The sequence below is a fragment of the Brevundimonas sp. M20 genome (assembly GCF_006547065.1).
GTDB lineage: Bacteria > Pseudomonadota > Alphaproteobacteria > Caulobacterales > Caulobacteraceae > Brevundimonas.
In genome coordinates, this window is the sequence record NZ_CP041243.1 from 1191427 (window position 1) to 1217091 (window position 25665).

Annotated in this window: 37 protein-coding genes and 1 pseudogene; 33 read left to right on the forward strand and 5 right to left on the reverse strand. The window is 67.1% G+C overall.

Annotation, left to right across the window (positions count from 1 at the left end; translation table 11 throughout):
* Positions 1-3 precede the first annotated feature (3 nt).
* From rpsS to FKQ52_RS05675, 24 genes and pseudogenes are all read left to right on the forward strand, one after another.
* The gene (gene rpsS, locus FKQ52_RS05560) at positions 4-282 is read left to right on the forward strand and encodes a 30S ribosomal protein S19 (RefSeq protein ID WP_141626256.1); all 279 of its coding nucleotides are present in this window, start codon (positions 4-6) and stop codon (positions 280-282) included.
* A gap of 3 nt (positions 283-285) precedes the next feature.
* Entirely contained in the window at positions 286-666 is a 381-nt protein-coding gene (gene rplV / locus FKQ52_RS05565) for a 50S ribosomal protein L22 (RefSeq protein ID WP_141626257.1), read from the forward strand.
* Positions 666-1421, forward strand: coding sequence for a 30S ribosomal protein S3 (gene rpsC, locus FKQ52_RS05570; RefSeq protein ID WP_141626258.1), 756 nt, complete (start codon positions 666-668; stop codon positions 1419-1421). Before rplV ends, rpsC begins: the two co-directional genes overlap by 1 nt.
* A 3-nt stretch (positions 1422-1424) precedes the next feature.
* Positions 1425-1865 (forward strand): 50S ribosomal protein L16, encoded by a 441-nt coding sequence (gene rplP / locus FKQ52_RS05575; protein WP_141626259.1) that lies wholly within the window; start codon positions 1425-1427, stop codon positions 1863-1865.
* Positions 1865-2062 (forward strand): 50S ribosomal protein L29, encoded by a 198-nt coding sequence (gene rpmC, locus FKQ52_RS05580; RefSeq protein ID WP_141626260.1) that lies wholly within the window; start codon positions 1865-1867, stop codon positions 2060-2062. Before rplP ends, rpmC begins: the two co-directional genes overlap by 1 nt.
* Positions 2063-2072: 10 nt before the next feature.
* Positions 2073-2324 carry a 30S ribosomal protein S17 gene (rpsQ, locus tag FKQ52_RS05585; RefSeq protein ID WP_141626261.1) on the forward strand — a complete coding sequence of 84 codons (252 nt, stop codon included), beginning with the start codon at positions 2073-2075 and terminating at the stop codon, positions 2322-2324.
* 18 nt (positions 2325-2342) lie between these two features.
* Entirely contained in the window at positions 2343-2711 is a 369-nt protein-coding gene (gene rplN, locus FKQ52_RS05590; RefSeq protein ID WP_055832151.1) for a 50S ribosomal protein L14, read from the forward strand.
* A 2-nt stretch (positions 2712-2713) separates the two neighbouring features.
* On the forward strand, positions 2714-3022 hold the full coding sequence (gene rplX / locus FKQ52_RS05595) for a 50S ribosomal protein L24 (RefSeq protein WP_141626262.1): 309 nt from the start codon (positions 2714-2716) through the stop codon (positions 3020-3022).
* A complete protein-coding gene (rplE, locus tag FKQ52_RS05600) occupies positions 3022-3579 on the forward strand; it encodes a 50S ribosomal protein L5 (RefSeq protein ID WP_141626263.1) in 558 nt (185 codons plus the stop codon). The genes rplX and rplE overlap by 1 nt, the downstream gene beginning before the upstream one ends.
* 19 nt (positions 3580-3598) lie before the next feature.
* Positions 3599-3904, forward strand: coding sequence for a 30S ribosomal protein S14 (gene rpsN, locus FKQ52_RS05605; RefSeq protein WP_141626264.1), 306 nt, complete (start codon positions 3599-3601; stop codon positions 3902-3904).
* A gap of 15 nt (positions 3905-3919) precedes the next feature.
* Positions 3920-4318 (forward strand): 30S ribosomal protein S8, encoded by a 399-nt coding sequence (gene rpsH, locus FKQ52_RS05610; protein WP_141626265.1) that lies wholly within the window; start codon positions 3920-3922, stop codon positions 4316-4318.
* Between the two features lies 1 nt (position 4319).
* Positions 4320-4853 carry a 50S ribosomal protein L6 gene (gene rplF / locus FKQ52_RS05615; protein ID WP_141626266.1) on the forward strand — a complete coding sequence of 178 codons (534 nt, stop codon included), beginning with the start codon at positions 4320-4322 and terminating at the stop codon, positions 4851-4853.
* Between the two features lie 3 nt (positions 4854-4856).
* A complete protein-coding gene (rplR, locus tag FKQ52_RS05620; RefSeq protein WP_141626267.1) occupies positions 4857-5213 on the forward strand; it encodes a 50S ribosomal protein L18 in 357 nt (118 codons plus the stop codon).
* Between the two features lie 12 nt (positions 5214-5225).
* On the forward strand, positions 5226-5837 hold the full coding sequence (gene rpsE / locus FKQ52_RS05625) for a 30S ribosomal protein S5 (RefSeq protein ID WP_141626268.1): 612 nt from the start codon (positions 5226-5228) through the stop codon (positions 5835-5837).
* Positions 5838-5840: 3 nt separating this feature from the next.
* Positions 5841-6038 carry a 50S ribosomal protein L30 gene (gene rpmD, locus FKQ52_RS05630; protein WP_141626269.1) on the forward strand — a complete coding sequence of 66 codons (198 nt, stop codon included), beginning with the start codon at positions 5841-5843 and terminating at the stop codon, positions 6036-6038.
* 250 nt (positions 6039-6288) lie between these two features.
* Positions 6289-6729, forward strand: a pseudogene (gene rplO / locus FKQ52_RS05635) (50S ribosomal protein L15); the annotation flags it as partial.
* A 256-nt stretch (positions 6730-6985) separates the two neighbouring features.
* Positions 6986-8386, forward strand: a complete 1401-nt coding sequence (gene secY / locus FKQ52_RS05640) for a preprotein translocase subunit SecY (protein WP_141626271.1) — start codon at positions 6986-6988, stop codon at positions 8384-8386.
* Positions 8387-8406: 20 nt separating this feature from the next.
* The gene (locus FKQ52_RS05645; RefSeq protein ID WP_141626272.1) at positions 8407-8967 is read left to right on the forward strand and encodes an adenylate kinase; all 561 of its coding nucleotides are present in this window, start codon (positions 8407-8409) and stop codon (positions 8965-8967) included.
* Between the two features lie 81 nt (positions 8968-9048).
* Positions 9049-9774, forward strand: coding sequence for an energy transducer TonB (locus FKQ52_RS16825; RefSeq protein WP_141626273.1), 726 nt, complete (start codon positions 9049-9051; stop codon positions 9772-9774).
* Positions 9775-9929: 155 nt separating this feature from the next.
* Positions 9930-10298, forward strand: coding sequence for a 30S ribosomal protein S13 (rpsM, locus tag FKQ52_RS05655; RefSeq protein WP_141626274.1), 369 nt, complete (start codon positions 9930-9932; stop codon positions 10296-10298).
* Between the two features lie 10 nt (positions 10299-10308).
* Positions 10309-10698, forward strand: a complete 390-nt coding sequence (gene rpsK, locus FKQ52_RS05660; protein WP_141626275.1) for a 30S ribosomal protein S11 — start codon at positions 10309-10311, stop codon at positions 10696-10698.
* 85 nt (positions 10699-10783) lie between these two features.
* A complete protein-coding gene (locus FKQ52_RS05665; protein ID WP_141626276.1) occupies positions 10784-11803 on the forward strand; it encodes a DNA-directed RNA polymerase subunit alpha in 1020 nt (339 codons plus the stop codon).
* A 108-nt stretch (positions 11804-11911) separates the two neighbouring features.
* The gene (gene rplQ, locus FKQ52_RS05670; RefSeq protein WP_141626277.1) at positions 11912-12331 is read left to right on the forward strand and encodes a 50S ribosomal protein L17; all 420 of its coding nucleotides are present in this window, start codon (positions 11912-11914) and stop codon (positions 12329-12331) included.
* Between the two features lie 113 nt (positions 12332-12444).
* Positions 12445-12921 carry a GNAT family N-acetyltransferase gene (locus FKQ52_RS05675; protein WP_141626278.1) on the forward strand — a complete coding sequence of 159 codons (477 nt, stop codon included), beginning with the start codon at positions 12445-12447 and terminating at the stop codon, positions 12919-12921.
* 3 nt (positions 12922-12924) lie between these two features.
* Here the strand turns inward: FKQ52_RS05675 and FKQ52_RS05680 are convergent, their stop codons facing one another.
* Positions 12925-13785: a hypothetical protein gene (locus FKQ52_RS05680; protein ID WP_141626279.1), complete on the reverse strand. Its 861-nt coding sequence runs from the start codon at positions 13783-13785 to the stop codon at positions 12925-12927.
* Positions 13775-14683 carry an ABC transporter ATP-binding protein gene (locus FKQ52_RS05685; RefSeq protein WP_141626280.1) on the reverse strand — a complete coding sequence of 303 codons (909 nt, stop codon included), beginning with the start codon at positions 14681-14683 and terminating at the stop codon, positions 13775-13777. Before FKQ52_RS05685 ends, FKQ52_RS05680 begins: the two co-directional genes overlap by 11 nt.
* A 133-nt stretch (positions 14684-14816) precedes the next feature.
* Between FKQ52_RS05685 and FKQ52_RS05690 the strand changes: the two genes are divergently transcribed.
* The 3 genes from FKQ52_RS05690 to FKQ52_RS05700 all read left to right on the forward strand — a co-directional run bounded on the left by FKQ52_RS05690 (position 14817) and on the right by FKQ52_RS05700 (position 18862).
* Positions 14817-16076: an ectonucleotide pyrophosphatase/phosphodiesterase gene (locus FKQ52_RS05690; protein ID WP_141626281.1), complete on the forward strand. Its 1260-nt coding sequence runs from the start codon at positions 14817-14819 to the stop codon at positions 16074-16076.
* A 26-nt stretch (positions 16077-16102) separates the two neighbouring features.
* The gene (locus FKQ52_RS05695) at positions 16103-17413 is read left to right on the forward strand and encodes a TCR/Tet family MFS transporter (protein ID WP_141626282.1); all 1311 of its coding nucleotides are present in this window, start codon (positions 16103-16105) and stop codon (positions 17411-17413) included.
* 75 nt (positions 17414-17488) lie between these two features.
* Complete coding sequence (locus FKQ52_RS05700; protein WP_141628250.1) at positions 17489-18862, forward strand: trypsin-like peptidase domain-containing protein; 1374 nt, start codon at positions 17489-17491, stop codon at positions 18860-18862.
* Between the two features lie 4 nt (positions 18863-18866).
* Here the strand turns inward: FKQ52_RS05700 and FKQ52_RS05705 are convergent, their stop codons facing one another.
* Entirely contained in the window at positions 18867-19286 is a 420-nt protein-coding gene (locus FKQ52_RS05705; RefSeq protein WP_141626283.1) for a VOC family protein, read from the reverse strand.
* A gap of 71 nt (positions 19287-19357) precedes the next feature.
* On the opposite strand from FKQ52_RS05705, the gene FKQ52_RS05710 reads away from it, so the two are divergent.
* From FKQ52_RS05710 to FKQ52_RS05730, 5 genes are all read left to right on the forward strand, one after another.
* On the forward strand, positions 19358-20662 hold the full coding sequence (locus FKQ52_RS05710) for a replication-associated recombination protein A (RefSeq protein WP_141626284.1): 1305 nt from the start codon (positions 19358-19360) through the stop codon (positions 20660-20662).
* Positions 20663-20903: 241 nt separating this feature from the next.
* Entirely contained in the window at positions 20904-21359 is a 456-nt protein-coding gene (locus tag FKQ52_RS05715) for a hypothetical protein (protein ID WP_141626285.1), read from the forward strand.
* A 45-nt stretch (positions 21360-21404) separates the two neighbouring features.
* A complete protein-coding gene (locus FKQ52_RS05720) occupies positions 21405-21824 on the forward strand; it encodes a hypothetical protein (RefSeq protein ID WP_141626286.1) in 420 nt (139 codons plus the stop codon).
* Positions 21821-22546 (forward strand): RluA family pseudouridine synthase, encoded by a 726-nt coding sequence (locus FKQ52_RS05725; protein WP_141626287.1) that lies wholly within the window; start codon positions 21821-21823, stop codon positions 22544-22546. The genes FKQ52_RS05720 and FKQ52_RS05725 overlap by 4 nt, the downstream gene beginning before the upstream one ends.
* 199 nt (positions 22547-22745) lie before the next feature.
* Complete coding sequence (locus FKQ52_RS05730) at positions 22746-23249, forward strand: hypothetical protein (protein WP_141626288.1); 504 nt, start codon at positions 22746-22748, stop codon at positions 23247-23249.
* Between the two features lie 141 nt (positions 23250-23390).
* On the opposite strand, the gene FKQ52_RS05735 is transcribed toward FKQ52_RS05730, so the two are convergent.
* Positions 23391-24629 (reverse strand): hypothetical protein, encoded by a 1239-nt coding sequence (locus FKQ52_RS05735; protein WP_141626289.1) that lies wholly within the window; start codon positions 24627-24629, stop codon positions 23391-23393.
* 141 nt (positions 24630-24770) lie between these two features.
* Positions 24771-25172: a hypothetical protein gene (locus FKQ52_RS05740; RefSeq protein WP_141626290.1), complete on the reverse strand. Its 402-nt coding sequence runs from the start codon at positions 25170-25172 to the stop codon at positions 24771-24773.
* A gap of 45 nt (positions 25173-25217) precedes the next feature.
* On the opposite strand from FKQ52_RS05740, the gene crcB reads away from it, so the two are divergent.
* Positions 25218-25604 carry a fluoride efflux transporter CrcB gene (gene crcB / locus FKQ52_RS05745; RefSeq protein WP_141626291.1) on the forward strand — a complete coding sequence of 129 codons (387 nt, stop codon included), beginning with the start codon at positions 25218-25220 and terminating at the stop codon, positions 25602-25604.
* The last annotated feature ends 61 nt before the right edge of the window (positions 25605-25665 follow it).

The following is a 25665-nucleotide window of genomic DNA, read 5'->3' on the forward strand; positions in this document are numbered from 1 at the left end:
CCGATGGCCCGCTCCTCCTGGAAAGGCCCGTTTGTCGACGGGTATCTGCTCAAGAAGGCCGACGCCGTTCAGACGTCGGGCCGCAAGGATGTGATCAAGACCTGGTCGCGCCGCTCCACCATCCTGCCGCAGTTCGTCGGTCTGACGTTCGGCGTCCACAACGGCCAGAAGCACGTGCCGGTGATCGTCTCGGAAGAGATGGTCGGCATGAAGTTCGGCGAGTTCGCCCCGACCCGGAACTTCCCGGGCCACGCGGCGGACAAGAAGGCCAAGAGGAAGTAATCCATGGCCCAGACCAAGAACCCCCGCCGGGTCGGCTCGACCGAAGCCCGCGCCAAGCTGGTGAACGTCCGGATCAGCCCGCAAAAGCTGAACCTGGTCGCCGCCTCGATCCGCGGTCTGCCGGTGCAGAAGGCGCTCAACGAGCTGGAATTCAGCCGTAAGCGCATCGCCACCGACGTCCGCAAGGTCCTGTATTCGGCGATCTCGAACGCCGAGAACAACCACAACCTCGACATCGACAACCTGGTCGTCGCCGAGGCCTTCGTGGGCAAGAACCTGGTGATGAAGCGTTTCGCGAGCCGCGCTCGTGGTCGCTCGTCGCGCATCCTGAAACCGTTCAGCGAGATCACCATCGTGGTCCGTGAAGCCGGCGAGGCCGCCTGATGGGTCAGAAAATCAATCCGATCGGTTTCCGCCTCGGCGTGAACCGCACGTGGGACAGCCGCTGGTTCGCCGACGGTGCCTCCTACGCCCGCCTGCTGCACCAGGACCTGAAGCTGCGCGAGTGGCTGAAGGAGCGTCTGCAAGCCGCCGGCGTGTCGCGCATCATCATCGAGCGCCCGCACAAGAAGTGCCGCGTGACGATCTACGCCGCCCGTCCGGGTGTCGTGATCGGCAAGAAGGGCGCCGACATCGAGAAGCTCCGCAAGGACATCTCGGCCCGCACTGAAGGCGAAGTTCACCTGAACATCGTCGAAGTCCGCAAGCCGGAAACCGACGCTCAGCTGATCGCCGAGAACATCGCGCAACAGCTGGAACGCCGCATCGCCTTCCGTCGCGCCATGAAGCGCGCGATGCAGTCGGCCATGCGTCTGGGCGCCAAGGGTGTCCGGATCAACGTTTCGGGTCGCCTCGGCGGCGCTGAAATCGCCCGTATGGAATGGTACCGCGAAGGTCGCGTGCCGCTTCACACCCTGCGCGCCGACATCGACTATGGCTTCATCGAAGCCAAGACGACCTACGGCATCATCGGCGTGAAGGTCTGGGTCTTCAAGGGTGAGGTGCTCGAGCACGACCCGATGGCCCAGGACAAGCGCTGGGCCCAGGAAGCCTCGGGTCCGTCGTCGAACGAAGGCCGTGAACGTGGCCCCCGCGGTGATCGCGGCCCGCGTCGCGACCGCGGACGTGGTGAGAACTAAGTCATGCTGCAACCGAAAAAGACCAAGTACCGCAAGGCCTTCAAGGGCCGGATTCACGGTTCGGCCAAGGGCGGCTTCTCGCTGAACTTCGGCTCTTACGGCCTGAAAACGGTCGAGCCGGAACGCATCACCGCGCGTCAGATCGAGGCGGCTCGCCGCGCGATCACCCGCCAGATGAAGCGTCAGGGCCGCGTCTGGATCCGGGTGTTCCCGGATCTGCCCGTCACGGGCAAGCCGGCTGAAGTCCGGATGGGTAAGGGCAAGGGCGCCGTGGACCACTGGGCCGCGCGTTGCCACCCGGGCCGCATCCTGTTCGAAATCGACGGCGTGCCGGACGATGTGGCGCGTGAAGCGCTGCGTCTCGGCGCCGCCAAGCTGCCGGTCCGCACCAAGGTGGTCACCCGCCTTGACGCCGGCATCGCTCATGTGGAGGCCGCTGCCTGATGACCAAGATCGCCGATCTCCGGTCGCAAACCGCTGACCAGCTGTCCGACGAGCTGCTGAAGCTCAAGAAGGAACAGTTCAACCTGCGCTTCCAGGCCGCCACCGGCCAGATGGAAAAGACCCACCGGGTCTCGGAAGTGCGCAAGGACATCGCCCGCATCTCCACGCTTCTGCGTGAGAAGCGCGCGGCTGTTTAAGGAAACGAAGATGCCGAAGCGAATTCTCGAAGGCGTGGTCGTCTCCGACAAGGGCGACAAGACTGTCATCGTCAAGGTCGAGCGCACCCTGCTGCACCCGGTCCTGAAGAAGACCGTCCGTCTGTCCAAGAAGTACCACGCTCACGACGAAGCGAATGCCCTCAAGGTCGGTGACCTGGCCCGCATCGTCGAGTGCGCCCCGAAGTCCAAGCTGAAGCGCTGGGAAGTCCTGTCGGACGCCTCGGCCGCCTCGGCCTCGTAAGAAGAAGGATCGGATCCCATGATCCAGATGCAAACTAACCTGGAGGTGGCCGACAATTCGGGCGCTCGCCGGGTCATGTGCATCAAGGTGCTTGGCGGCTCGAAGCGCCGCTACGCCTCGGTGGGCGACACCATTGTCGCCTCGGTGAAGGAAGCGATTCCGCGCGGCCGCGTGAAGAAGGGCGACGTCGTTCGCGCCATCGTCGTGCGCACCGCCAAGGACATCATGCGCAAGGACGGCTCTGTCATTCGTTTCGACAAGTCGGCCGCCGTCATCGTCAACAAGCAAAACGAGCCTGTCGGCACCCGTATCTTCGGGCCGGTTCCGCGCGAACTGCGCGCCAAGAACCACATGAAGATCATCTCGCTGGCTCCGGAGGTCCTGTAACCATGGCCGCCAAGATCAAGAAGGGCGACAACGTCGTCATCCTGACCGGCAAGGACAAGGGCCGTACCGGCCAGGTCCTGAAGGTCCTTCCGACCGAGAACCGCGTCGTCGTGCAAGGCATCAACATGGTGCAGCGTCACACGCGTCCGACCCAGGGCGACCCCCAGGGCGGTATCAAGAACAAGGAAGCCTCGCTTCACCTGTCGAACGTCGCGATCGCCGACGCCAACGGCAAGGCGACCCGCGTCGGCTTCAAGGTTGAAGAGGGCAAGAAGGTCCGCTTCGCCAAGACGACGGGAGACGTCATCTAATGGCCGACACCAAGTACACCCCGCGGCTGAAGACGGAATACAACTCGCGCATCCGCGGCGAGATGAAGACCAAGTTCGGCTACACGAACGAGATGCAGATCCCCAAGCTGGACAAGATCGTCCTGAACATGGGTATCGGTGAAGCTGTCGCTGACTCCAAGAAGGCCACCGCGGCCCTCAAGGATCTGACCGCCATCGCCGGTCAGAAGGCTGTGCCGACCAAGGCCCGCAACTCCATCGCCGGCTTCAAGCTGCGCGAAGGCATGGTTGTCGGCGGCAAGGTCACGCTGCGCGGCGACCAGATGTACGAGTTCCTGGACCGGTTCATCACGATCGCGCTGCCGCGCGTGAAGGATTTCCGCGGCCTCAAGGGCACTTCGTTTGACGGTCGCGGCAACTACGCCACCGGTCTGAAGGAGCACATCGTGTTCCCGGAGATCAACTACGACCAGATCGACCAGATGTGGGGCATGGACATCATCGTCTGCACCACGGCCAAGACCGACGAGGAAGCCAAGGCTCTCCTCGCCGAGTTCAAGTTCCCGTTCGTGAACTGAGCGGGAAGGGAAACAGACAATGGCAAAGAAGTCCGCTGTAAACCGTAACGAGAAGGTCAAGGCCCTCGTCGCGAAGTACGCCGACAAGCGCGCTGCCCTCAAGGCCACCGCGAATGACGAGTCCCTGCCGCTGGAGGAGCGCTTCGAGGCGCGCCTGAAGCTGGCGGAACTGCCGCGCAACTCGGCGCCGAACCGCATCCGCAACCGCTGCGAGGTGACGGGTCGTCCGCGCGCCTACTATCGCAAGCTGAAGATGAGCCGGATCGCCCTGCGTGAGCTGGGCAACCTGGGGCAAATCCCCGGCCTGACGAAGTCGAGCTGGTAAGGGGAGCATAAAGTCATGATGATCAACGATCCCCTGAGCGACATGATCGCCCGCATCAAGAACGCTGCGACCCGCAAGCGTTCGAAGGTGCTGACCCCGGCCTCGCGCCTGCGCCAACGCGTCCTCGACGTGCTGCAGGACGAAGGCTACATCCGCGGCTACAACCTGGTGCAAAACCCGGGTGAGTTCCCGCAGTTCGAGATCGAGCTGAAGTACTTCGACGGCCAGCCGGTGATCGCCGAGATCGCCCGCGTGTCGAAGCCCGGCCGCCGCGTCTATTCGGCTATCAGCGACCTGAAGCCGATCAAGAACGGCCTGGGCATCTCGATCCTTTCGACGTCCAAGGGCGTCATGTCGGACGCTGCCGCCCGCGACGCCAATGTCGGCGGCGAAGTCCTCTGCAGGGTCTACTAAGATGTCCCGTATCGGCAAGAAAACCATCGCTGTGCCGAAGGGCGTGACTGTCACGCTCGACGGCCAGAACATCACCGTGAAGGGTCCGAAGGGCGAACGCGCCTGGACCGTGGCGGAAGAGATCGAGGTCAAGCAGGAAGGCGACGAACTGTCGCTGACCCCGCGTTCGGACACCCAGCGCGCTCGCGCGATGTGGGGCCTGTCGCGCACCCTGGTCGACAATATGGTCACCGGCGTCACCACCGGTTTCGACAAGACGCTCGAACTGGTCGGCGTGGGTTACCGCGCCGCGATGAAGGGCAACCAGCTGTCGCTGCAGCTCGGCTTCTCGCACGACGTCGACATCGATCCGCCGGCCGGCGTTTCGTTCGCTGTTCCGAAGCAGACCGAGATCAAGATCTCGGGTTCGGACAAGCAGGCCGTCGGTCAGATCGCCGCCGTCATCCGCAAGCTGCGTCCGCCGGAGCCCTACAAGGGCAAGGGTGTCCGCTACGCCGGTGAGACCGTGCGTCGCAAGGAAGGCAAGAAGAAGTAAGTCATGGCTCTTTCTCTTCAACAGCAAGCCAAGCGCCGCGCCGAGCGCAATCGTCGCCGCCTGAAGGCTGTCGCCAACGGTCGCCTGCGCCTGTCGGTCAGCCGTTCGGACAAGAACATCTCGGCCCAGATCATCGACGACGCCCAAGGCGTCACCGTGGTCGCCGCCTCGTCGCTGGAAGGCGGCAAGGGTTCGAAGGGCTCGGACGTCGCCGCGGCTGCCGCCATCGGCAAGCTGATCGCCGAACGCGCCATCGAGAAGGGCGTCAAGGACGTCGTCTTCGACCGCGGCGCCTACATCTATCACGGACGGGTGAAGGCGCTGGCGGAAGCCGCGCGTGAAGCCGGCCTGAACTTCTAAGGGACGCGACAGATGGCGCAACAACCCCAGCGCGGCGGACAGGGCGGCAACGACCGCAACCGTCGTGACAACCGTAACGCTCCCGCTGTCGATGGTCCGGACTCGGACATCGTCGAGAAGCTGGTGCACATCAACCGCGTCGCCGCCACCGTGAAGGGCGGCCGTCGCTTCAGCTTCGCTGCCCTGATGGTCGTCGGTGACGGCAAGGGCCGCGTCGGCTTCGGTCATGGCAAGGCGCGTGAAGTGCCGGAAGCCATCCGCAAGGCGACCGAAGAAGCCAAGAAGACCATGATCAAGGTTCCGCTTCGCGAGAACCGCACCCTGCACCACGACGGCAACGGCCGTTGGGGCGCCGGCAAGATCATGATGCGCGCCGCCCCTCCCGGGACCGGCGTGATCGCGGGTGGTCCGATGCGCGCCGTGCTCGAAACCCTCGGCGTCCAGGACGTCGTCGGCAAGTCGACCGGTTCGTCGAACCCCTACAACATGATCCGTGCGACGTTCGAGGCCCTCAAGGTCCAGTCGTCGCCGCGTCAGGTTGCTTCGAAGCGTGGCAAGAAGGTCGCTGACCTGATGGGCCGCCGCAACGACGGCGCCTCGGCGCCTGAAGCCATCGAGGGCTAAGACATGGCCAAGACTGAATCGAAAGCCACCGTCACCATCCGCCAGACCGGTTCGCCGATCCGCCGCAAGTCGGACCAGCGCGCCACCCTGATCGGCCTGGGCCTGAACCGCGTGGGTCGTGAATCGACCCTCGAGGACACCGCCTCGGTCCGCGGCATGATCGCCAAGGTCCACCACATGGTGGAAGTGGTCGAGAAGTAAGACTGCAGGTCTCCCTCCCTTTCGGGGGAGGGCGGATCGCCGCAAGGCGGTCCAGCATGGGGCGGCTCCGCAAGAGCCGCCTTTACTGCTATCCGGGGAGCGGCTATAGCGCGCGACCTTGAGGTTTGGGGGAGGGCGGTTCGCCATCCCCTTCCGGCTGCGTCGCAGCCATCCTCCCTGAACGGGAGGGACATTGAAAACGCCGAGTCCGGAGTGTCTCCGGGCGCTAGAACCCGAAAGGATCAGGCATATGAAACTGAACGAAATCCGCGACAACGAAGGCGCACACAAGAAGCGCATGCGCGTCGGCCGTGGCCCGGGCTCGGGCAAGGGCAAGACCGCCGGTCGCGGCGTCAAGGGTCAGAAGTCGCGTTCGGGCGTCGCCATCGGCGGCTTCGAAGGCGGCCAGATGCCGCTGTACATGCGTATGCCGAAGCGCGGCTTCAACAACCCGAACGCGCTGAAGCTGGCTGAAGTGAACCTGTGGCGCCTGCAGGACGCCATCGACGCCGGCAAGCTGGACGCCAAGTCGGAAATCAACGGCGAGGCCCTGGTGGCCGCCGGCGTGATCCGCCGCGTCAAGGACGGTGTCCGCGTTCTGGGCACCGGTGAACTGAAGGCCAAGCTGAGCCTGGTCGTCTGGTCGGCCTCGGCCGGCGCCAAGTCGGCCATCGAAGCGGCCGGCGGTTCGGTCGTCGAACAACGCATCGAAGCCGAGGCCAAGGCCGCGGCTCGCGTCGAGAAGCGCAACGCCGCCAAGGGCAAGGTTCCGGCCCCCAAGGCGCCGAAGGGCGACGCCAACAAGGTCTCGGCCCGCGCCAAGCGCACGGCCGCGAAGTAAAAAGACTGTCGGGCGCCCTCGCCATGAGGGCGCCCTTCTCCTATCTGGACGCAGGCGCGGACTCGTCGTCCGATGCGCCGCGTTCTGATCAGTCGGGGTGACACTTATGGCTTCGGCCGCCGAACAACTCGCAGCAAACATGAACATGGGCTCGTTCGCCAAGGCGACCGAGCTGCACAAGCGCCTGCTTTTCACGGCAATGGCGCTGATCGTGTTCCGCCTGGGCTGCTATATTCCGATCCCCGGCATCAACAACGCCCAGTTCCTCGCGTTCTTCCAGGATCCGGACGGCCAGCGCGGCATTCTGGACATGCTCAACATGTTCTCCGGCGGCGCCGTGCAGAACATGGCCGTCTTCGCGCTGAACGTGATGCCGTACATCTCGGCCTCGATCATCGTGCAGCTGCTGGGCGCGGTGTACCCGCCCTGGGAGAAGCTGCGTAAGGAAGGCGGCGAGAGCGGCCGCAAGCAGCTGAACCAGTACACCCGTTACCTGACGGTCGTTCTGGCCGTCGCCCAGGCCTTCGGCATCGCCACCCAGCTGAACGGCCAGCCGGGTCTGATCGACGAACCGGGCCTGTTCTTCATCATCACCACCACGACCTGCCTGACCGCCGGGACCATGTTCCTGATGTGGCTGGGTGAGCAGGTGACGGCGCGCGGCGTCGGCAACGGCATCTCGCTGATCATCTTCGCCGGTATCGTCGCGGTTCTGCCGGGCACCATCGGCCGCATGTTCGGTCTGGCCCAGCAAGGCCAGATGTCGGCCTTCGCCCTGATCGCCATCGTCGCGATGGCCGTGGGCGTGGTCGTCTTCATCGTCTTCATGGAGCGCGCCCAGCGCCGCCTTCTGATCCAGTATCCGAAGCGTCAGGAAGGCAACCGCATGGCCGGGGGCGAGCGTTCGTTCCTGCCGCTGAAGGTCAACACCGCGGGCGTCATCCCGCCGATCTTCGCCTCGTCGCTGCTGATGCTGCCGTCGACGGTGGCCCAGTTCACCGATCCGTCGAAGCTCCCGGCGTGGATGTCGTGGCTGCCGGCCTTCACCGCCCAGATGCAGCACGGCCAGCCGGTGTTCACCGTGCTGTACGCCGTCCTGATCATCTTCTTCTGCTTCTTCTACACCTCGATCACCTTCAACCCCGAGGACACGGCCGAAAACCTGCGCAAGTACGGCGGCTTCCTGCCGGGCATCCGTCCGGGCAAGCGCACGGCCGAGTATCTGGACCACGTCCTGACCCGTCTGACGGTGATCGGCGCGGCCTACATCACCGCTGTCTGTATCCTGCCGGAGATCATGGTCGCCAATCTGGGCCAGAGCTTCTACTTCGGCGGCACCTCGGTGCTGATCGTGGTCTCGGTGACCATGGACACCGTGGCGCAGATCCAGTCGCACCTGCTGGCGCACCAGTACGAAGGCCTGATCAAGAAGGCCAAGCTGCGCGGCCGTGGACAGGCCAAGGGCCAGACCAAGGGCAAGGGCGTCACCGCGCCCGCCCGCCGCTAAGCCGACCAGAGGGGGAAGCGATGAACCTGATCCTGTTTGGGCCGCCCGCGGCCGGCAAGGGCACCCAGGCCAAGCGTCTGGTCGAGACCCGGGGCATGATCCAGCTCTCGACCGGCGACATGCTGCGCGAGGCGATCGCTTCGGGCTCTGAGTTGGGCAAGGAGTGTCAGGCCATCATGTCGCGCGGGGATCTGGTTCCCGACGCGGTCGTGATCGCCCTGATCGAAGCCCAGCTGAAGGCGGCGGAAGACGCTGGCGGCGCCATCTTCGACGGCTTCCCGCGCACCCTGGCCCAGGCCGAGGCGCTGGACGCCATGCTGGCCAAGCTGGGCAAGAAAATCGACCACGTCGTGCGCCTGAAGGTGGACGATGAGGCCCTGCTGGCCCGCGTGGCCAAGCGGTTCTCCGACCAGGGCCGTCCGGACGACAACCCCGACAGCTTCAAGGTCCGTCTGGACGCCTACAACCGCAACACGGCGCCTCTGCTGCCCTACTATGCGGACAAGGGCCTGCTGACCGAGGTCAACGGCATGGACTCCATCGAGGCCGTCTCGGCCGACATCGACGCCGCCCTGAACTGAACCGGTTTCCGCCCGCCGACCCGGCGGGCGGACCTTCCCCCCGACAGCCCGCGTTCATGTCCGGTGTGACATGGGAAGCGCGTGAGCACGGGACATTCCATCCTGAACCGTCGCCGGTGGCGCAGCGCCGGCTTCGCCGTCGGCATCGTGGCGGCGCATCTGGCTGTCTTCGCCGTGATCGGCGCAGGCGCGCCCGGCGGTGCGGTCGTCCCGCCGCCTCCGGCGTTGGAGGTGGTGCTGTTCCGGCCGCCCGTGCCGCCGCCACCTCCACCGCCGCCGCCGAACCCCTCGCCCGTGGCCGGGGGAGGGGCGCCCGCCGCTCCGTCGCGCATCCATACGCCGCCCCCGGCGCCCGCTCCTCCGCCGGACAGCCCGCCCGCGCCGGTCGTTCAGGCCCCGGAGCCCGCGATCACGGTCGGCGTGGCTCCCACCGCCTCTCCGGAGCCGGGATTCGGTCCGGGCGGGGAGGGGGAGGGACGGGGAACCGGCCTCGGGGACGGCGACGGTCCCGGCTCGGGCTCCGGCGCCCTGATCCTGCGCGGCGCCAACGGGCGAGAGATTTTTCAGGACACGCCGCGCGAGTTGCGCGGTCGCGCCCGCAACGTGGACATCACCGTCAGCTGCGAGATCACGCTGGAGGAGCGCCTGACCGGCTGCCGGGTCGTCAGGGAGCGGCCCGCCGGGCAGGGATTCGGTCCGGTCGCCGTGCGCGTCGCCGAAACCCGCTTCCGCGTCCGCCCGCCGATGACGGCCTCCGGTCGCCCGATCCCGGGCGGCCGTATCACCATCGGGGTGATCTGGCCCTGAGCGGTTGACGGACCGAAGTGCCGATACGGCGTTCGCGACCTGTTGACGGAAACTGAATCCCCTGTATAAGGCCCGCTTCCGCGAAGGGCGCGCACGCTCCTGGTCTGTTGACCGGAGCGTTTATTGCGTCCGCACACGCGTATCTGGAGAGCTTCGTGGCCCGTATTGCTGGCGTCAACATCCCGACCAACAAGCGCGTTGAAATCGCGCTTCAGTACATCCATGGCATCGGCCCCGCCGCCGCCAAGGATATCGCCGCCAAGGTGGGCATCGAGCCCGCCCGCCGCGTGAACCAGCTGACGGACGCTGAAGTCCTGTCGATCCGCGAAACGATCGACCGCGACCACACCGTCGAGGGCGACCTGCGTCGTGAGACGTCGATGAACATCAAGCGTCTGATGGATCTGGCCTGCTACCGCGGCCTGCGTCACCGCAAGGGCCTGCCGGTCCGCGGCCAGCGCACCCACACCAACGCCCGCACCCGCAAGGGTCCCGCCAAGCCGATCGCCGGCAAGAAGAAGTAAGAGCTGACACATGGCCAAGGAACCGGGTCGCGTTAAGAAGCGCGAGCGCAAGAACATCACCTCGGGCGTCGCTCACGTGAATGCGTCGTTCAACAACACGATGGTGACCATCACCGACGCGCAAGGGAACGCGATTTCCTGGTCGTCGGCCGGTCACATGGGCTTCAAGGGTTCGCGCAAGTCGACCCCCTACGCCGCCCAGATGGCTGCTGAAGACGCCGGCAAGAAGGCGGCAGAGCACGGCGTGAAGACGCTGGAAGTCAACGTCTCGGGTCCGGGTTCCGGCCGCGAGTCGGCCCTGCGCGCCCTGCAGGCCGTGGGCATGACCATCACGACCATCCGCGACGTCACCCCGATGCCGCACAACGGCTGCCGTCCGCCCAAGCGCCGCCGCGTCTAAGCGAACCGCCGCCGACTCTATTCTCCGTCGCTCCCCATACGCCTGACGAGGCGGGGAGCGGCGAACTCCGACTCGAGGGACATCCATGATCGAACGAAACTGGCAAGAGCTGATCCGTCCCGAGAAGCCGCAGATCGAGGCGAGCTCCGACCCCCAGCGCAAGGCGCGCCTGGTCGCTGAGCCCCTGGAACGCGGTTTCGGCGTGACGCTCGGCAATGCCCTGCGTCGCGTTCTCCTGTCGTCGCTGCAAGGCGCCGCGGTGACCGCGATTCAAATCGACGGCGTCGTCCACGAATTCTCGTCGCTGGAAGGCGTGCGGGAAGACGTCGTCGATATCGTGCTGAACATCAAGCAACTGGCGCTGCGCATGCACGCCGAAGGTCCGAAGCGCATGACCCTGCGCGCCACGGGCCCCGGTGTCGTCACGGCCGGCCAGATCGAAGTCCCTGCGGACATCGAGGTGCTGAACCCGGATCACGTCATCTGCACCCTGGATGACGGCGCTTCGATCCGCATGGAACTGACCGTCCAGAACGGCAAGGGCTATGTAGCTTCAGAGTTCAACCGTCCGGAAGACGCCCCGATCGGCCTGATCGCCGTCGACGCCCTGTACTCGCCGGTCAAGCGCGTCGCCTATCGCGTCGAGCCGACCCGTCAGGGCCAGTCGCTGGACTACGACAAGCTGGTGCTGGAAGTCGAAACCAACGGCGCCGTCTCGCCGGTTGACGCTGTGGCCTACGCCTCGCGCATCCTGCAAGACCAGCTGCAGATCTTCATCACCTTCGACGAGCCGAAGAAGGCTGTTGAGCAGTCGGACGGCAAGCCCGACCTGCCCTTCAACCCGGCTCTGCTGAAGAAGGTGGACGAGCTGGAGCTGTCGGTCCGTTCGGCCAACTGCCTGAAGAACGACAACATCGTCTACATCGGCGACCTGATTCAGAAGACCGAGGGCGAAATGCTTCGCACCCCGAACTTCGGCCGCAAGTCGCTGAACGAGATCAAGGAAGTTCTCGCGACGATGGGCCTCAGCCTCGGCATGGATGTGCCGAACTGGCCGCCCGAAAACATCGAAGACCTGGCCAAGAAGTTCGACGACCAGATCTAGTTTCAACCCTCCGCCCATGACCCTTTCGGGGATCGCGGAGCGGTTAGAATGATAGAGCCCCAGGTCCACACGTAGCGTGGATACCAGGGTTGAGTAGGAGAGACCCCGATGCGCCACGGCGCCGCCTATCGCAAGCTCGGCCGTACGGTCAGCCACCGCCAGGCCATGTTCGCCAACATGGCTGCTTCGCTGATCAAGCACGAGCAGATCACGACCACCCTGCCGAAGGCGAAGGAACTGCGTCCCTTCGTCGAGAAGCTGGTCACCCTCGCCAAGAAGGGCGACCTGCACGCTCGTCGTCAGGCCATCAGCCAGGTCCGTGACGTGCCGCAAGTCGGCAAGCTGTTTGAAACGATCGGCCCGCGTTACGCCGAACGTAACGGCGGCTACATCCGCATCATGAAGGCCGGCTTCCGCCACGGCGACAACGCCGCCATGGCCGTGATCGAGTTCGTCGACCGCGACGTCGACGCCAAGGGCCAGGACTCGGGTCCGGTCTATGAGATCGAGGGCGACGACGAAGCCTAAGCTTCGTTCGTTGGGGCAAAGAAGGGGCGGCGGGCGAAAGCCTGCCGCCCCTTTCTCGTTCGTGGTCTTCCGCTGTCGGGCTCGCCTCCCCAGATGGAGGCTCCGGAGGGCCCATGCCGACACCTGACCCTGTCATCATCATCGCGCCGTACCGGCCCGACCACGCTTCCGCTTGGCGGTCGCTGAACGAGGACTGGCTGGTGGCGGGCGGCTATGCGCTGGAAGCCAAGGACCAGCTGGTGCTGGGCGATCCGGAGGGCGCGATCCTGAGCAAGGGCGGCCACATCTTCATCGCCGAGCGGGACGGGGCGCCGGTCGGCTGCTGCTCGCTGATGGCGATGGATGACGGCGGCTATGAGGTCGGCAAGATGGCCGTGCTGGCGGCGGCGCGCGGGCTGAACCTCGGGTATCGACTGCTGGAGGCCTGCGAGGCCACCGCACGCGCCGCCGGAGCCCCGCGCCTGTATCTCGAGACCAACAGGGCCCAGACCCACGCCATCGCCCTGTACCGCCGCTTCGGCTTCACCGACCTGCCGCCACGCCCCAGCCCCTATGCGCGGGCGGATACGTGGATGGAGAAGCGGTTCTGACCGCTACTCCTTCGACAGGTCCTGCTTCCTGAACCACGCCAGGGCGCCGGCGAGGGGGAGGATGGTCCACAGGGTCAGACCGGTCAGGGCCTTCCACACCACCGCCCCGGTCAGGGGCGCGTCCAGAGGGCCTTCGACGGCGGCCTTCAGCGTGTCATAGGCCAGCCCCGGGAGCAGCAGTTGCAGCGTCCAGCCGCCGGGATCCATGCCGAACAGCGCCGGGCCGAGCTGACCGGCCAGGCTCTGGATGAAGCCCAGCGCCCACGGCACGATCAGGGCGGCCAGCAGGGAACGCGTCATCACCGCCGCCAGCAGGCCGATCAGGGTGAACTGGACGATGCGGACATAGGACAGCAGCCAGGTCAGGGCGATGCCGCCGATGTCGCCCGCCGGGACCGAGAAGCTCAGCCCGCGCTGATAGACCATGGCCTGGGCGAGGAAGAAGATCAGGCTGGCCGCGAGGAAGAACAGGCTGCTGATGATGGCGATCAGCTTGACCACCCCGACCTTGGCCAGGAGCAGGGATGTGCGGTCATTGCGGGCGCTGATCAGTCGCCAGGTCTCCCAGCGATAGTCCCCGGCGTAGAGGGTGGCGGCGGCGATCAGCACGCAGATCAGCACAAAGCCGTTGGCGCAGCCGGCGGCGGCGAAGCCGAAGACATCGCCCAGATTCACCGCCTCGCTCGGGGCGGCGACGTTCAGTTTGGCGGCCTGGGCGGCCTTGTCGCCGTTGATCTTGCTGACCCAGTGGAACAGCACGCCGCCGATCGCGAACAGCAGGGGCGTCAGCAGGACGGAGATGAAGACCAGCACCCGGTTCAGGGAGAAGCGGTAGCTCTCGGCTTTCAGCGCATCAACGAGCATCGTCGGCCTCCTGCACGGCGCCCGTCTCGGTGAAGAAGATGCTTTCAAGGTCGGCGCCGACCCATTTGGCTTCGTGAATGTCGACGCCCTGTTCGACCAGGGCCCGGATCAGGGCCGGGGCGTCCGGGCGCTTGATCTCGGCCAGCACGGCCTCGCCGTCGCGGGTGGCGCGGACGCTGAGGGCGCCCAGCACCTTCTCGACAGGCGTGCCGATAAGGCGCAGGCGTTCGCCGCCGGCCGCGGTCAGGTCGCTGACCGCGCCCTCCAGCACCAGCTTGCCCTTGTTCATGATCGCCACGCGGTCGCAGATACGCTGGACCTCGCTGAGCTGGTGGCTGGCCAGAATGACGGTCACGCCGTCGTCGGCGGCGAGCGAGCGGATCAGGCCGCGCATCTCCTGAATGCCGGGCGGGTCCATGCCGCTGGTCGGTTCATCCAGAATGACCAGATCGGGCCGGGTCATCAGCGAGGCGGCGATGCCGAGACGCTGCATCATGCCGACCGAGAAGCCGCGCACCTTACGGTCCGCCGCCCGGGTCAGGCCGACGCGCTCCAGCCAGTAGGGGATGTCGGCGTCCCTGGCCGTCCCATGCTCCAGAGCCAGCCAGCGCAGCACCATCCGGGCGGTCATGTAGGGCGGGAAGCGCGGGGTCTCGATCATCGAGCCCATGCGGCGCATGGCGGCCGGATCGCCGATGGCGCCGCCCATGACGGTCGCGGATCCGTCCGTCGGACGGATCAGGCCCAGCAGGATGCGGAACAGGGTGGACTTGCCCGCCCCGTTCGGCCCCAGCACGCCATAGACCCCGCCCTTGGGAATGGTCAGATCAAGCCCGTCCAGGGCGCGCACGTCGCCATAGATCTTGGTCAGGCCGCGAGTTTCGATAACAGCGCTCATAAAGCGCAGGTTGAACGTGTGTCGGGTCCGCTGGCAAGGCGCTTCGCATTAAGCTTTTGCAACCGCGACGTCCGGTCGTCGTGCGCCTGTCGCCGAGACCGACTAGGCAGCCGGCTTCTGTACGGAGTCCGCCATGTTCCTTCGCGCCCTGTTTCTGACCGTCGCCGCCGTATCGGCTCTGGCGATGGCCCCGACGACCGCGGAGGCGCAGGCCCCGGCTCCGGCCCCGGCTCCGGCGGTGCAGCGCGAACGGCCGGTGATCCTGATCGGCATCGACGGCTTCCGGGCCGATTATCTGGACCCGGCGCGGACCCCGACCCTGTCGCGACTGGCCGCCGAGGGCGTGCAGACCGTGGACGGCATGCGCCCGTCCTGGCCCAGCGTGACCTTCCCGAACTTCTATACGCTGGTGACCGGCCTGCATCCCGACCACCACGGTCTGGTCTACAACACCATGAACGATCCGGACCTGCCGGGACGCCGGTTCTCCCTGGGCAACCGGACCGAGGTGATGGACCGGGTCTGGTACGACGCCGGCGAGCCGATCTGGGTGACGGCTCACAAGGCGGGCCTGCGCAGCGCCGCCATGTTCTGGCCGGGCTCGGAAGCGCCGGTGCGCGGCGTGCGCCCGGACTACTGGGTCCCCTATGAGAAAGGCGTGCCGTCGCTGTCGCGGGTCAACATTCTGCTGGGCTGGATGAGCCTGCCTCCGGAGGAACGCCCGGCCATCTCGACCCTGTATTTCGACATCGTCGACACCCAGGGACACACGTTCGGCCCGGACGCGCCGGAAACCCTGCAAGCCGTCGCTGACGTCGACACCGCGATCAAGGCTCTGGTCGAGGGACTGGAGAAGCTGAACCTCGACGCCGATCTGGTCATCGTGGCCGATCACGGCATGGCGGCCCTGTCGGGCGAGCGAGTGGCCTTCCTCGATGACCTGATCGACCCGGCGGCGGTCAATGTGACGGCTTGGGGGGCGGTCGTGTCGCTGGATCCTGTCCCGGGCCGCGAGGCCGAGGTCGAGGCGGCCCTGCTGGGCGTGAAGCCGCACATGGAGTGCTGGCGCAAGGGCGACATCCCCGCGCGTCTGGCCTATGGAACCCACCCGCGCATCCCGGCCATCGTCTGTCTGGTGCAGACCGGTTGGACCGTTGGCCTGCGCGGGCGCGTCGATCCGGCGCGGATCCGGGGCGGGGGGCACGGCTTCGACAACCAGGCACCCGAGATGCGCGCCCTGTTCATCGCCCACGGCCCGGCTTTCGCATCGGGCGTGCGCCTGACCGAGATGGACAGCATCGACGTCGAGCCCCTGCTGGTCCGGCTGCTGGGCGTCACCGGCCCCGCCGTCGACGGACGGCCCGAGGACACCCTGCCGGCGATGGCGCGCTGACGCCCGGCGGGCTAGAACCGCCGTCGATGAACGCCCTGAATGATCTGAAAGTCCGCCGCGCGGCCATCGCCTTCATTCTGGTGACGGCGGTGCTCGACATCATCGCCATGGGGATCATCATCCCCGTGCTGCCACACCTGATCGAGGAGTTCGTCGGGTCAAACGCCCAGGCGGGCTGGATCAACGGTGTCTTCGTGGCCCTCTGGGCGGGGATGCAGTTCATCTGCTCGCCCATCATCGGCTCGCTGTCGGACAAGTACGGCCGCCGTCCGGTCATCCTGATCAGCTGCGCCGGTCTGGCGCTGGACTATGTGCTGATGGCGCTGGCGCCGAACCTGTGGTGGCTGGCGGTCGGGCGGATCATCGCCGGGATCACTTCGTCCAGCTTCACCACCGTCTTCGCCTACATGGCCGACATCACCGCGCCGGAGAAGCGGGCCAAGGCCTATGGGCTGATCGGCGCGGCCTTCTCGGGCGGCTTCGTACTGGGGCCGGTGCTGGGCGGCTTCCTGGGCGAGCTGGGGCCGCGCGCCCCCTTCTGGTTCGCCGCCGTCCTGTCGGGCGTGGCCTTCCTGTACGGCCTGTTCGTCCTGCCCGAGAGCCTGGCGCCGGAGAAGCGGATGCCGTTCAGCTGGAAGCGGGCGAACCCCGTCGGCGCCCTGATCCTGCTGAAACGCCATGCGGAGCTCAGCGGCCTCGCGGTCGTGAACTTCCTGCTCTACTTCGCCCACCACGTCTTCTCGGCGGTGTTCGTGCTGTACGCGGGCCTGCGCTACGGCTGGGGCCCGTTGCAGGTCGGGATGCTGCTGGCGCTCGTGGGCGTGCTGGACATGATCGTTCAGGGCCTGCTGGTGGGGCCGGTCTCCAAACGCTTCGGCGAGCGCAGGACGCTGGTGCTGGGCCTTATCGGCGGCACCGTCGGCATCGCCCTGATGGGCTGGGCGCCGACCGGCTGGGCCTTCATCGCCGCCATGCTGCCCAACGCCCTGTGGGGCTTGGCCATGCCGACGATTCAGGCCCTGATGACCCGCCGCGTCGGCGAGGATGAGCAGGGCCAGCTTCAGGGCGCGAACAACAGCGTCGGGGCCATCGCGGGCGTGCTTTCGCCCCTGTTCTTCGGCTGGCTCTACACCCATTCGACCGGCGGCCAGTTCCAGAGCGTGGCGCGCTGGATCGAGGGCTGGGCGGGGCAGGGGCCGGCCTCGCGCCTTCTGGTCGGCGGCCTTTATGATCCGGGACTGGCCTTCTACGTCGCGGCGGGCGTGCTGCTGCTGGCGGCGGTGATCGGCTGGGTCGTGGGACGGCAGGCGTCCCGGGCCGAGGCGTCGGGCGCCTGATCGCGTCGCCTTGATCCGGCCCGAAATCCGTAGCCGTATGGGAACGTCTCTCCCGCCTTTGCCTTACGGATGATGATGAAGACCGGCTCTCTCGCGATCGCACTCGCCCTCACGCTCGCCGCCTGCGGACAACCCTCGAACTCCAAGGCGCAGGACGGCGTCTTCTCCGACAACCGGGTCGTGCCCGGCCACGCCATGGCGATGAAGTCCAGCTTCGCGCCGGTTGTCCGCACCGCCGCCCCGGCCGTGGTCAACATCTCCGCCCGCGGCGTGCAGCAGGTCCGCGATCCCTTCTTCGGCATGCCGGGACAGCGGGAGACCGGCTCGGTCGGCTCGGGCGTCATCGTGCGTGAGAACGGGGTCGTGGTGACCAACTACCACGTCGTCAACGGCATGAGTTCGATCCGCGTCATCCTGAACGACCGGCGCGAGTTCGACGCCCGTGTGGTTCTGGGCGATGAGCGCTCCGATCTGGCGGTGCTTCAGCTGCAGGGCGTCAACGAGCGCCTGCCGACCCTCAACATCGACGACCGCGAGGAACAGCAGGTCGGCGATCTGGTGCTGGCCATCGGCAATCCGTTCGGCGTCGGCCAGACCGTGACCAACGGCATCATCTCGGCCCTCAACCGGACCGAGACGAACATTTCCGACAGCGGCTCCTTCATCCAGACCGATGCGGCCATCAATCCCGGCAACTCGGGCGGGGCGCTGGTCGACATGGACGGCGACCTGATCGGCATCAACTCGGCCATCTTCTCGCGCTCGGGCACCTCGTCCGGCGTCGGCTTCGCCATCCCGGCCTCGATGGTGAAAAGGGTGGTCGACAACGCCGTCGGCGGCGCCACCATCGTCGTGCGCCCCTGGTTGGGCGTGAAGGGCGAGACGGTCAGCGCCGACATCGCCCGCAGCCTCGGCCTCGAACGGCCGCAGGGCATCGTCATCACCCAGGTCTGGAACAACGGGCCGGGCGACCGTGCGGGCCTGCGCGAAGGCGACCTGATCACCGCCGTCGACGGCGCCGAGATCAACGATCAGGGCGGGCTCAATTTCCGCGTCGGCCTGCATGACCCCAACGAGACGGTGGAGGTCACCTATCTGCGTGACGGCCGCCGTCAGACGGTCAACGTCCGCATCAGCAGCCTTCCGGGCGATCCGGATGTCGACAAGGCCACCACCATCCAGACCGGCGCCCTGTCCGGCGCCCGGGTCCTGGCCCTGAACCCGGCGCTGGCGGATGCGCTGGGCGGCGATCCGTTCTCCAGCGGGGTCATCATCGGCGGGGTGCAGCGCGGCAGCTACGCCAACCGCGCCGGTTTCCAGGGCGGCGACGTGGTCGTGGCCGTCAACGGCCGTCCGGTGACCAGCGTGGGCCAACTGGCCAATGTCGGGCGCGGGGCCGAGGTCAGCATCAATCGCCGCGGCCGGACCATCACCGGCGTGATGCGCTGATCGCCTATTTCCGGATGGGGGATCCGATCGACCAGGTGTGGCCGAACGGATCCTTCAACTGGCCGTAGCGGTCGCCCCAGAACTGGTCTTCCAAGGGATACAGCGGCACGCCGCCGGCCAGAATGGCGCGGTTCCACCACTCGTCGGCGTCGTCGACCTGAAGATGCAGGACCACGCCGGTCGGCACGATATCCTGTTGGCCGTTGAACTCGGGAAACTCGTCGGCCAGCAGCACGCTGGCGCCGTTGATCAGCAGGTGGGCGTGCATCAGCCGCTCGCCGTCCTCGGCGGGCATGCGGCGCACCTCCTCGGCTCCGAAGGCGCGCTGATAGAATTCGATGGCCGCCTGTCCGCCGCGCGAGGGGATGGTCAGGTGAGGCGAGACGCCGGTGATCGGGCCCATGGGCTTGTTGTCGTCGGCCATCTCGTTCTCCTCGGACCCTGGGCACAGTAACGCGTGAAAACCCGCGCGGTTACGCCTATCTGTGACGGGCAATGACCGATCTGTTCGAAGCCTCCGGCATCCATCCCCCCGACGCTCCGCTGGCCGACCGCCTGCGGCCGCAGACGCTAGAGGAGGTGGTCGGGCAGGACCACCTGCTGGGGGAGGGCGGGCCGATCCGGCGGATGATCGAGGCGGGCCGTCTGGGCTCGATGATCCTGTGGGGACCGCCCGGCACGGGCAAGACCACCATCGCCCGCCTGCTGGCCAGGGCGGCGGGCTATCAGTACCAGCAGATCAGCGCCGTCTTCTCGGGCGTGGCCGATCTGAAGAAGGCGTTCGAGCAGGCGCGGATGCGCCGCGCCGCCGGTCAGTCGACCCTGCTCTTCGTCGACGAAATCCACCGCTTCAACCGCGCCCAGCAGGACGGCTTCCTGCCGTTCGTGGAGGAGGGGATCGTCACCCTCGTGGGGGCCACGACCGAGAACCCGTCGTTCGAGCTGAACGGGGCCCTGCTGTCGCGCTCGCAGGTCTATGTGCTGAAGCGGCTGGACGACGCGGCGCTGGATCAACTGTTGATCAGGGCCGAGGCGATGGAGGGCAAAAGCCTGCCCCTGACGCCGGAATCCCGCCACGCCCTGCTGGCTCTGGCCGACGGCGACGGGCGTTACCTGCTGACCATGTCGGAGGTGCTGTTCGATCTGACGGCGACCGAGCCTCTGGACGTGCAGGCGTTGGCGGGCATCCTCCAGAAGCGCGCGCCTGCTTACGACAAGAGTCGAGAAGAGCACTACAACCTCATATCCGCGCTGCATAAATCGGTTCGCGGGTCGGACCCGGATGCGGCCCTCTACTGGCTGGCGCGGATGCTGAACGGGGGCGAGGATCCGCTGTATCTGGCCCGCCGGATCGTGCGGATGGCGGTCGAGGACATCGGTCAGGCCGACCCCCTGTCCATCCTCGTCGCCAATGCGGCCAAGGACACCTACGACTTCCTCGGCAGCCCCGAGGGCGAGCTGGCGTTGGCGCAGGCGGTGGTCCACCTCGCCACCGCGCCCAAGTCGGTCGGGGTGTACGAGGCCTACAAGGCGGCCAGGCGCGCGGCGGCCGAAACCGGCTCCCTGATGCCGCCCGCCCACATTCGCAACGCGCCGACCAAGCTGATGAAGTCGCTCGGCTACGGCGAGGGTTATCAGTACGATCCCGACACCGAGGACGGCTTTTCGGGCGCTGACTTCTTCCCCGAGGGGATGGAGCGCCGCACCTTCTACAAGCCCAAGGGCGAGGGGCACGAAGCCAAGGTCAGGGAACGGCTGAAACGCTGGGCCGAGTTGCGGGCGCGGAAGTCGGGACAGTAGCACTTCTGCCGCTATCGTCGTCCCGGGGCGCGTAGCGAACCCCGGGACCCAGCGGCGCCGCGACGGCGGCGAAACACTGGCCTCGAACGTTAAAGCAGCTGTGCTCCCGACAGCTTCGCGCTCCCGCGCGCCGCTGGGTCCCGGCTATCGCCGGGATGACGATAGCAGGCGGGTGTGAGGCGTTGCCGTAACGTTGTTTCGGGCGCATCGTCCCTCCATCACATGACCTTGGGAGGGGACCATGACTGATACCAACACGATGACTGTCCGCACGCCCTGGCACCTTTGGGTGGTCGGGGTGCTGTCTCTGCTGTGGAACGGCTTCGGCGCCTTTGACTTCATCAGCACCACCACGCGGGGCGAGGCCTATTTCCGCGAGTCCGGCTTCGATCAGCCGATGATCGACTATTTCAACGCCATGCCGACCTGGATGTATGTCCCGTGGGTGCTTGGCGTCTGGGGCGCGGTGATCGGCACGATCCTGCTGCTGGTCCGGCGCAGATGGGCGGTGCACGCCTTCGCCCTGTCGTTCCTCGGCGCGCTGGTGAGCCTGATCTACGGCAAGTTCATCGATGCGCCGCCTCCGCCGCCGCCGGGCATGGAGATGATGCAGTGGATGCCGTTCGTCATCCTCGCCATCGCCGCCTTCCTGCTCTGGTACGCCTGGAGCATGGCGAAGAAGGGCGTTCTGCGCTGACAGGAACGGCTTGGGTCGGGTGCGGATCGTGCTAAGCGGTCGGGCATGCAGATCGTCGCTCCCCGCCGCACCCTGACCCTCGCCGCCGCCTGCCTGATCGGGGTGGGGGTGCTGATCCAGTGGCTGCTGGGCTATCGGCTCAATCCGGGCTCGGCGCCGCTGGTCGAGATCGTGGCGCTGGTCCTGTGCGGCGCGGCCATCATCCTGATGGTGGCTCCGCAGGCGCGGGGACGGCCGCTGATGGGCGCCGGTCTGGGCTTCATCCTGATGTGCTGGGCGGTTCATCTGAACGCCCGCCTGTCCGTCTTCCTCGAGACCGAGGCGGGCGGCGACGTCATCGGCGCCCACCGCATCCTTCTGGCCACCCTGTTCGCGGCGCCGTTCGCCGGCCTGATCGTCGGCGTCATCTGCGGGCTGCTGGTCCGCGCCGGCCGCATCCGCTTCGCGCCCAAGGCCGCGTCGTGAGCACCCGCGCGCCGGCCGAACTGACGCCTGAAGAGATCGCCGCCGTCCGCTCGTGGGTGATCCACGAGGACGAGCATGTGCTGGCCTTCAACAAGCCGTCGGGCCTGTCCAGTCAGGGCGGGCGGATTCAGGCGCATACGCTGGACGACCTGCTGTGGGCCTTCATGCGCTCGAACGGCAAGCGGCCCGAACTGGTGCACCGACTGGACCGCGACACTTCCGGGGTCATCATCGCAGCGCGGACCAAGCCCGCCGCCGGTTTCCTCGGCAAGGCGTTGCAGGCGCGGCGGTTCAGGAAGACCTATCAGGCCCTGCTGTCGGCGGCGCCCGAGCCGCGCGCCGGGACCATCGACACCCCCCTGATGCGGCAGGAGATCGGGCGTGAAAGCTACACCCGCGCCGTCACCGCCGACACGCCGGGCGCCCAGGCGGCGCTGAGCCGTTATCGCACCCTGTCGTCGTCGGAGGAGGGGGCTCTGGTCGAGCTGGACCCCGCCACCGGCAGGATGCACCAGCTGCGCGTCCATATGGCCTCCATCGGCCGTCCGATGGTGGGCGACGTCCGCTACGGCGGCGCGCTGACCTTCGCCGGCCGCGCGGCGCCGAGGCTGATGCTCCACGCGTCGAAGCTGGTCTTCCCGCACCCGTCCGGCGGCTACGTCACCGTCGAGGCGCCGTTGCCGGAGGACTTCTTGGCGCTGAAGGCGGCGGGGGGGCTTTAACCCTCCGTCACGGCGCGAAGCCGCGCCGCGCCACCTCCCCACTGGGTGGAGAGGCGAATTCCAGCCTCACCTCTCCAGCGAAGCTGGGGAGGGGGATCATGCGAGCCGGAGGCGAAGCATGGTGGAGGGGTGAAGCCGCCGCCGCTGGCCGGAACCACCGTCCGCCGCTACGGTTACCTCCCCAATACGGAGCACCGTCATGAAGCGCCTTGTCCTGCCTGTGATCCTCGCCGCCGGTCTCGGCCTGTCGGCCTGCGCCAGCCTGGCCCCCTACGGCGCCCAGCAGTCCGCGCGCGGGCAGGGCTATTCCGAGCAGCGGATCGAGAACAACCGCTACCGCGTCACCTACAACGGCGTCGGCGCGCCCGGGCCGGTGGCCGACTACGCCCTGCTGCGCGCCGCGGAACTGACCACCGCGCAGGGCTATGACTGGTTCGAGGTCACCCAGCGCTGGATCGACGGCAGCCCCGACAGCGCCGGCGGCGTGCGCCCCAGCGTGGGCGTCGGCTACGGCGGCGGCAGCTATCGCGGGCCCTATGGCAGCCGGTACTCCACCTCCGGCGTGGGCGTGGGCGTCGGCCTGAACTTCAGCGGCCCGTCCCCGACCTCGACCTCGCTGGAAGTCGTCATGGGCCGTGGCGCGAAACCGGATCGCCCGGAGGTGTATGACGCCCGGGGGGTGCAGGATGCGCTGCGGCGGTAAGTGAATAGTGGCTAGTGGTTAGTGGATCGCCGCCGCCGATATCCGGCGAAGCGGGCTCGGCTCGTGACGCCGCCACCCACTAATCACTGATCACCAATCACTTCCCGGCACGACGCCAGCCGGTCAGCGCCGGCGCCTGCGTCAGCGCCCCCGCGTCAGCGCCCGGTACTCCACCAGCCGTTCCTTGTCGCGGCGGACCTGATCGGCGACGGCGTTGTCGACGTCCAGCGAGGCGTAGCGGACCCAGCCGTCGACGCCGAGCTTCTCCTGAACCGCCGCCACCGGCGTGCGCCAGCGGAAGTAGGACAGCCAGCTGACCCCGAGGCCCAGCACCACCGCCAGCGCCTGCAGGGCGCGGAAGGCGACGGCGTCGCTCGGCGCGGGCTCCAGCAGGAAGATCGCCAGCCAGACGATAAACACCAGCGGCGTCATGATCCGCTGCGCCCAGCGCATCCAGTAGCGCTCGCGCCGGACACGCCACAGCTCCATCTGAACGTACTTTTCGAGGTACTCCATCCGCGCGCCGATCCACATGGTCAGGCGGGTCAGATAGAGGGCGCGACGGCCCCAGCCCTTGCCGTCCATCTGGTACTGGGTCTCGGCCTGATCGGCCATGGCGCGGGCGCTGGTGAACAGGTTCTGCAGCTCGCGCGTCCGGGTCACGATCTCGCGCGACAGCTCGTAGGAGTCGTTCTCCAGCTGGAACCGGTACTGGATGAACAGGATCGCCTGCGCGGCCCAGAAAATCCCGACCACGGCCAGCATGGCGGCGACGGCGAGGCCGAGTCCCATCGGCGGCGAACCGGTCCAGGCCGAGAACCAGGTCGGCCCCAGCGTGGCCAGCAGGGTGAAGCCGATCAGGGCGGCCAGCTGGCTGCCCCGCTTGACCGAGACGTGCACCATCAGCGCCCTGAACACCCGGCGGCCGTAGTCGTGGATCAGCTTGCGGATGTCGCTGTCGACCGGGAAACGTTCCTCGATCTGGCGGCTGAACAGGACGTGGAAGCGGTCCGGCTTGCCCTCGGTCTCCCAGAAGGGGAACAGGTCCAGCGGCTGGTTGAAATACTCGTCGATATGGCTCGACACCGCGGCCACCGAGGCCGGGTCGTAGGAGAAATACTCGCTGTCCTGAATGGGGCGCAGGATGCCGTCGGCGCTGCGCAGCGGCGGCGCCGAGGTGTGCGAGGTCGGCTGCGGCGCCTCGCGGTTCGGGGCCTCCTGCGCGCCCGGCGGCGGCGGGTTCGGCGCGGCCTGCAGGCGCTCGTCGGCGCCATGGCCGCCGTGGCCGCCGTCGTTCAGTGCGCCGAACGGCTCGGGCTCCGGCGCATTGTGCGGATGCGCGTTGGGGTTCGGGGCGTGGTTGTGATCGTCGTGCGACATGGCGCTTCGGCGGTCCCTTGAGTCTCGATGGACGCGACTATGGCAGATCACGCCGCCCGGCGGACGGTGTTCTCTCACGACGCGAAGCGCCGCTGTTCAGCTATCGCTGTTAACCTTGCCCGGGGGCAAGTGAAGTTTCGGTCAGGAGGGCCATGTGGGCTGCAGCGCCCAGATAAGGGCCGCCCCTCCGACGACCGAGAATGGCGCGATCAGCCGCACGGCAGTCACCGGGATGCGCGCCGCCCACCAGGTCGAATAGGTCGAGTGCCAACGCCGAGGCAGAACCGCCAGAACCAGCGCCGACACGATCAGGAAGCCGCCGAATACGGTCAGGATCAAAGGCGCGTGCGAGAGCTCGGCTGCGCCGATGATCGCCGCGCCGATCAGGGCCCGGACGGCCATCTCGCCGAAATGGATGGCGGGGCTGCTTCCCATGGCGGCGAGAACGCCCAGCGCCTGACGCGGCCTGAGCCCCATCCAGACGCCGAGGCCGATGAGCCAGAGGCCCGCGGTCAGGCCAATGATCTGTGCAACGCCCGCCACGCGCGATCCCTTCGCAATGCCGCAATCGGCGCTATAAGCCGCACCATGACACGTTTTCTCATCGTTGCAGCCGGGGGCGCGCTCGGCGCCATGGCCCGCTACGGGCTGGGGCGACTGCTGCCCGTGACGGCGGGCTGGCCTTGGCCGACGCTGACGGCCAATGTGGTCGGCGGGCTGCTGATGGGCGTGCTGACCGGCTGGTTGGCCTTCAGGGGCGGGACGCACGGCGAGAACATCCGCCTGTTCGCCGCCGTCGGCGTGCTGGGCGGCTTCACCACCTTCTCGGCCTTCTCGCTGGAGACGGCCCTGATGATCGAGCGCCGTCAGTTCGCCATGGCTTCGGGCTATGTCGCCGTTTCGGTGGTCGTTTCGATCACCACCCTGTTTATCGGCCTGATGCTGGCCCGCCGCGCTTTCGGAGCCGCACTTTGACCGACGAGACGTACAATCCCGCTGACGGCGAGCCCGCCGACGCGACCCCGGACGCCCCCAA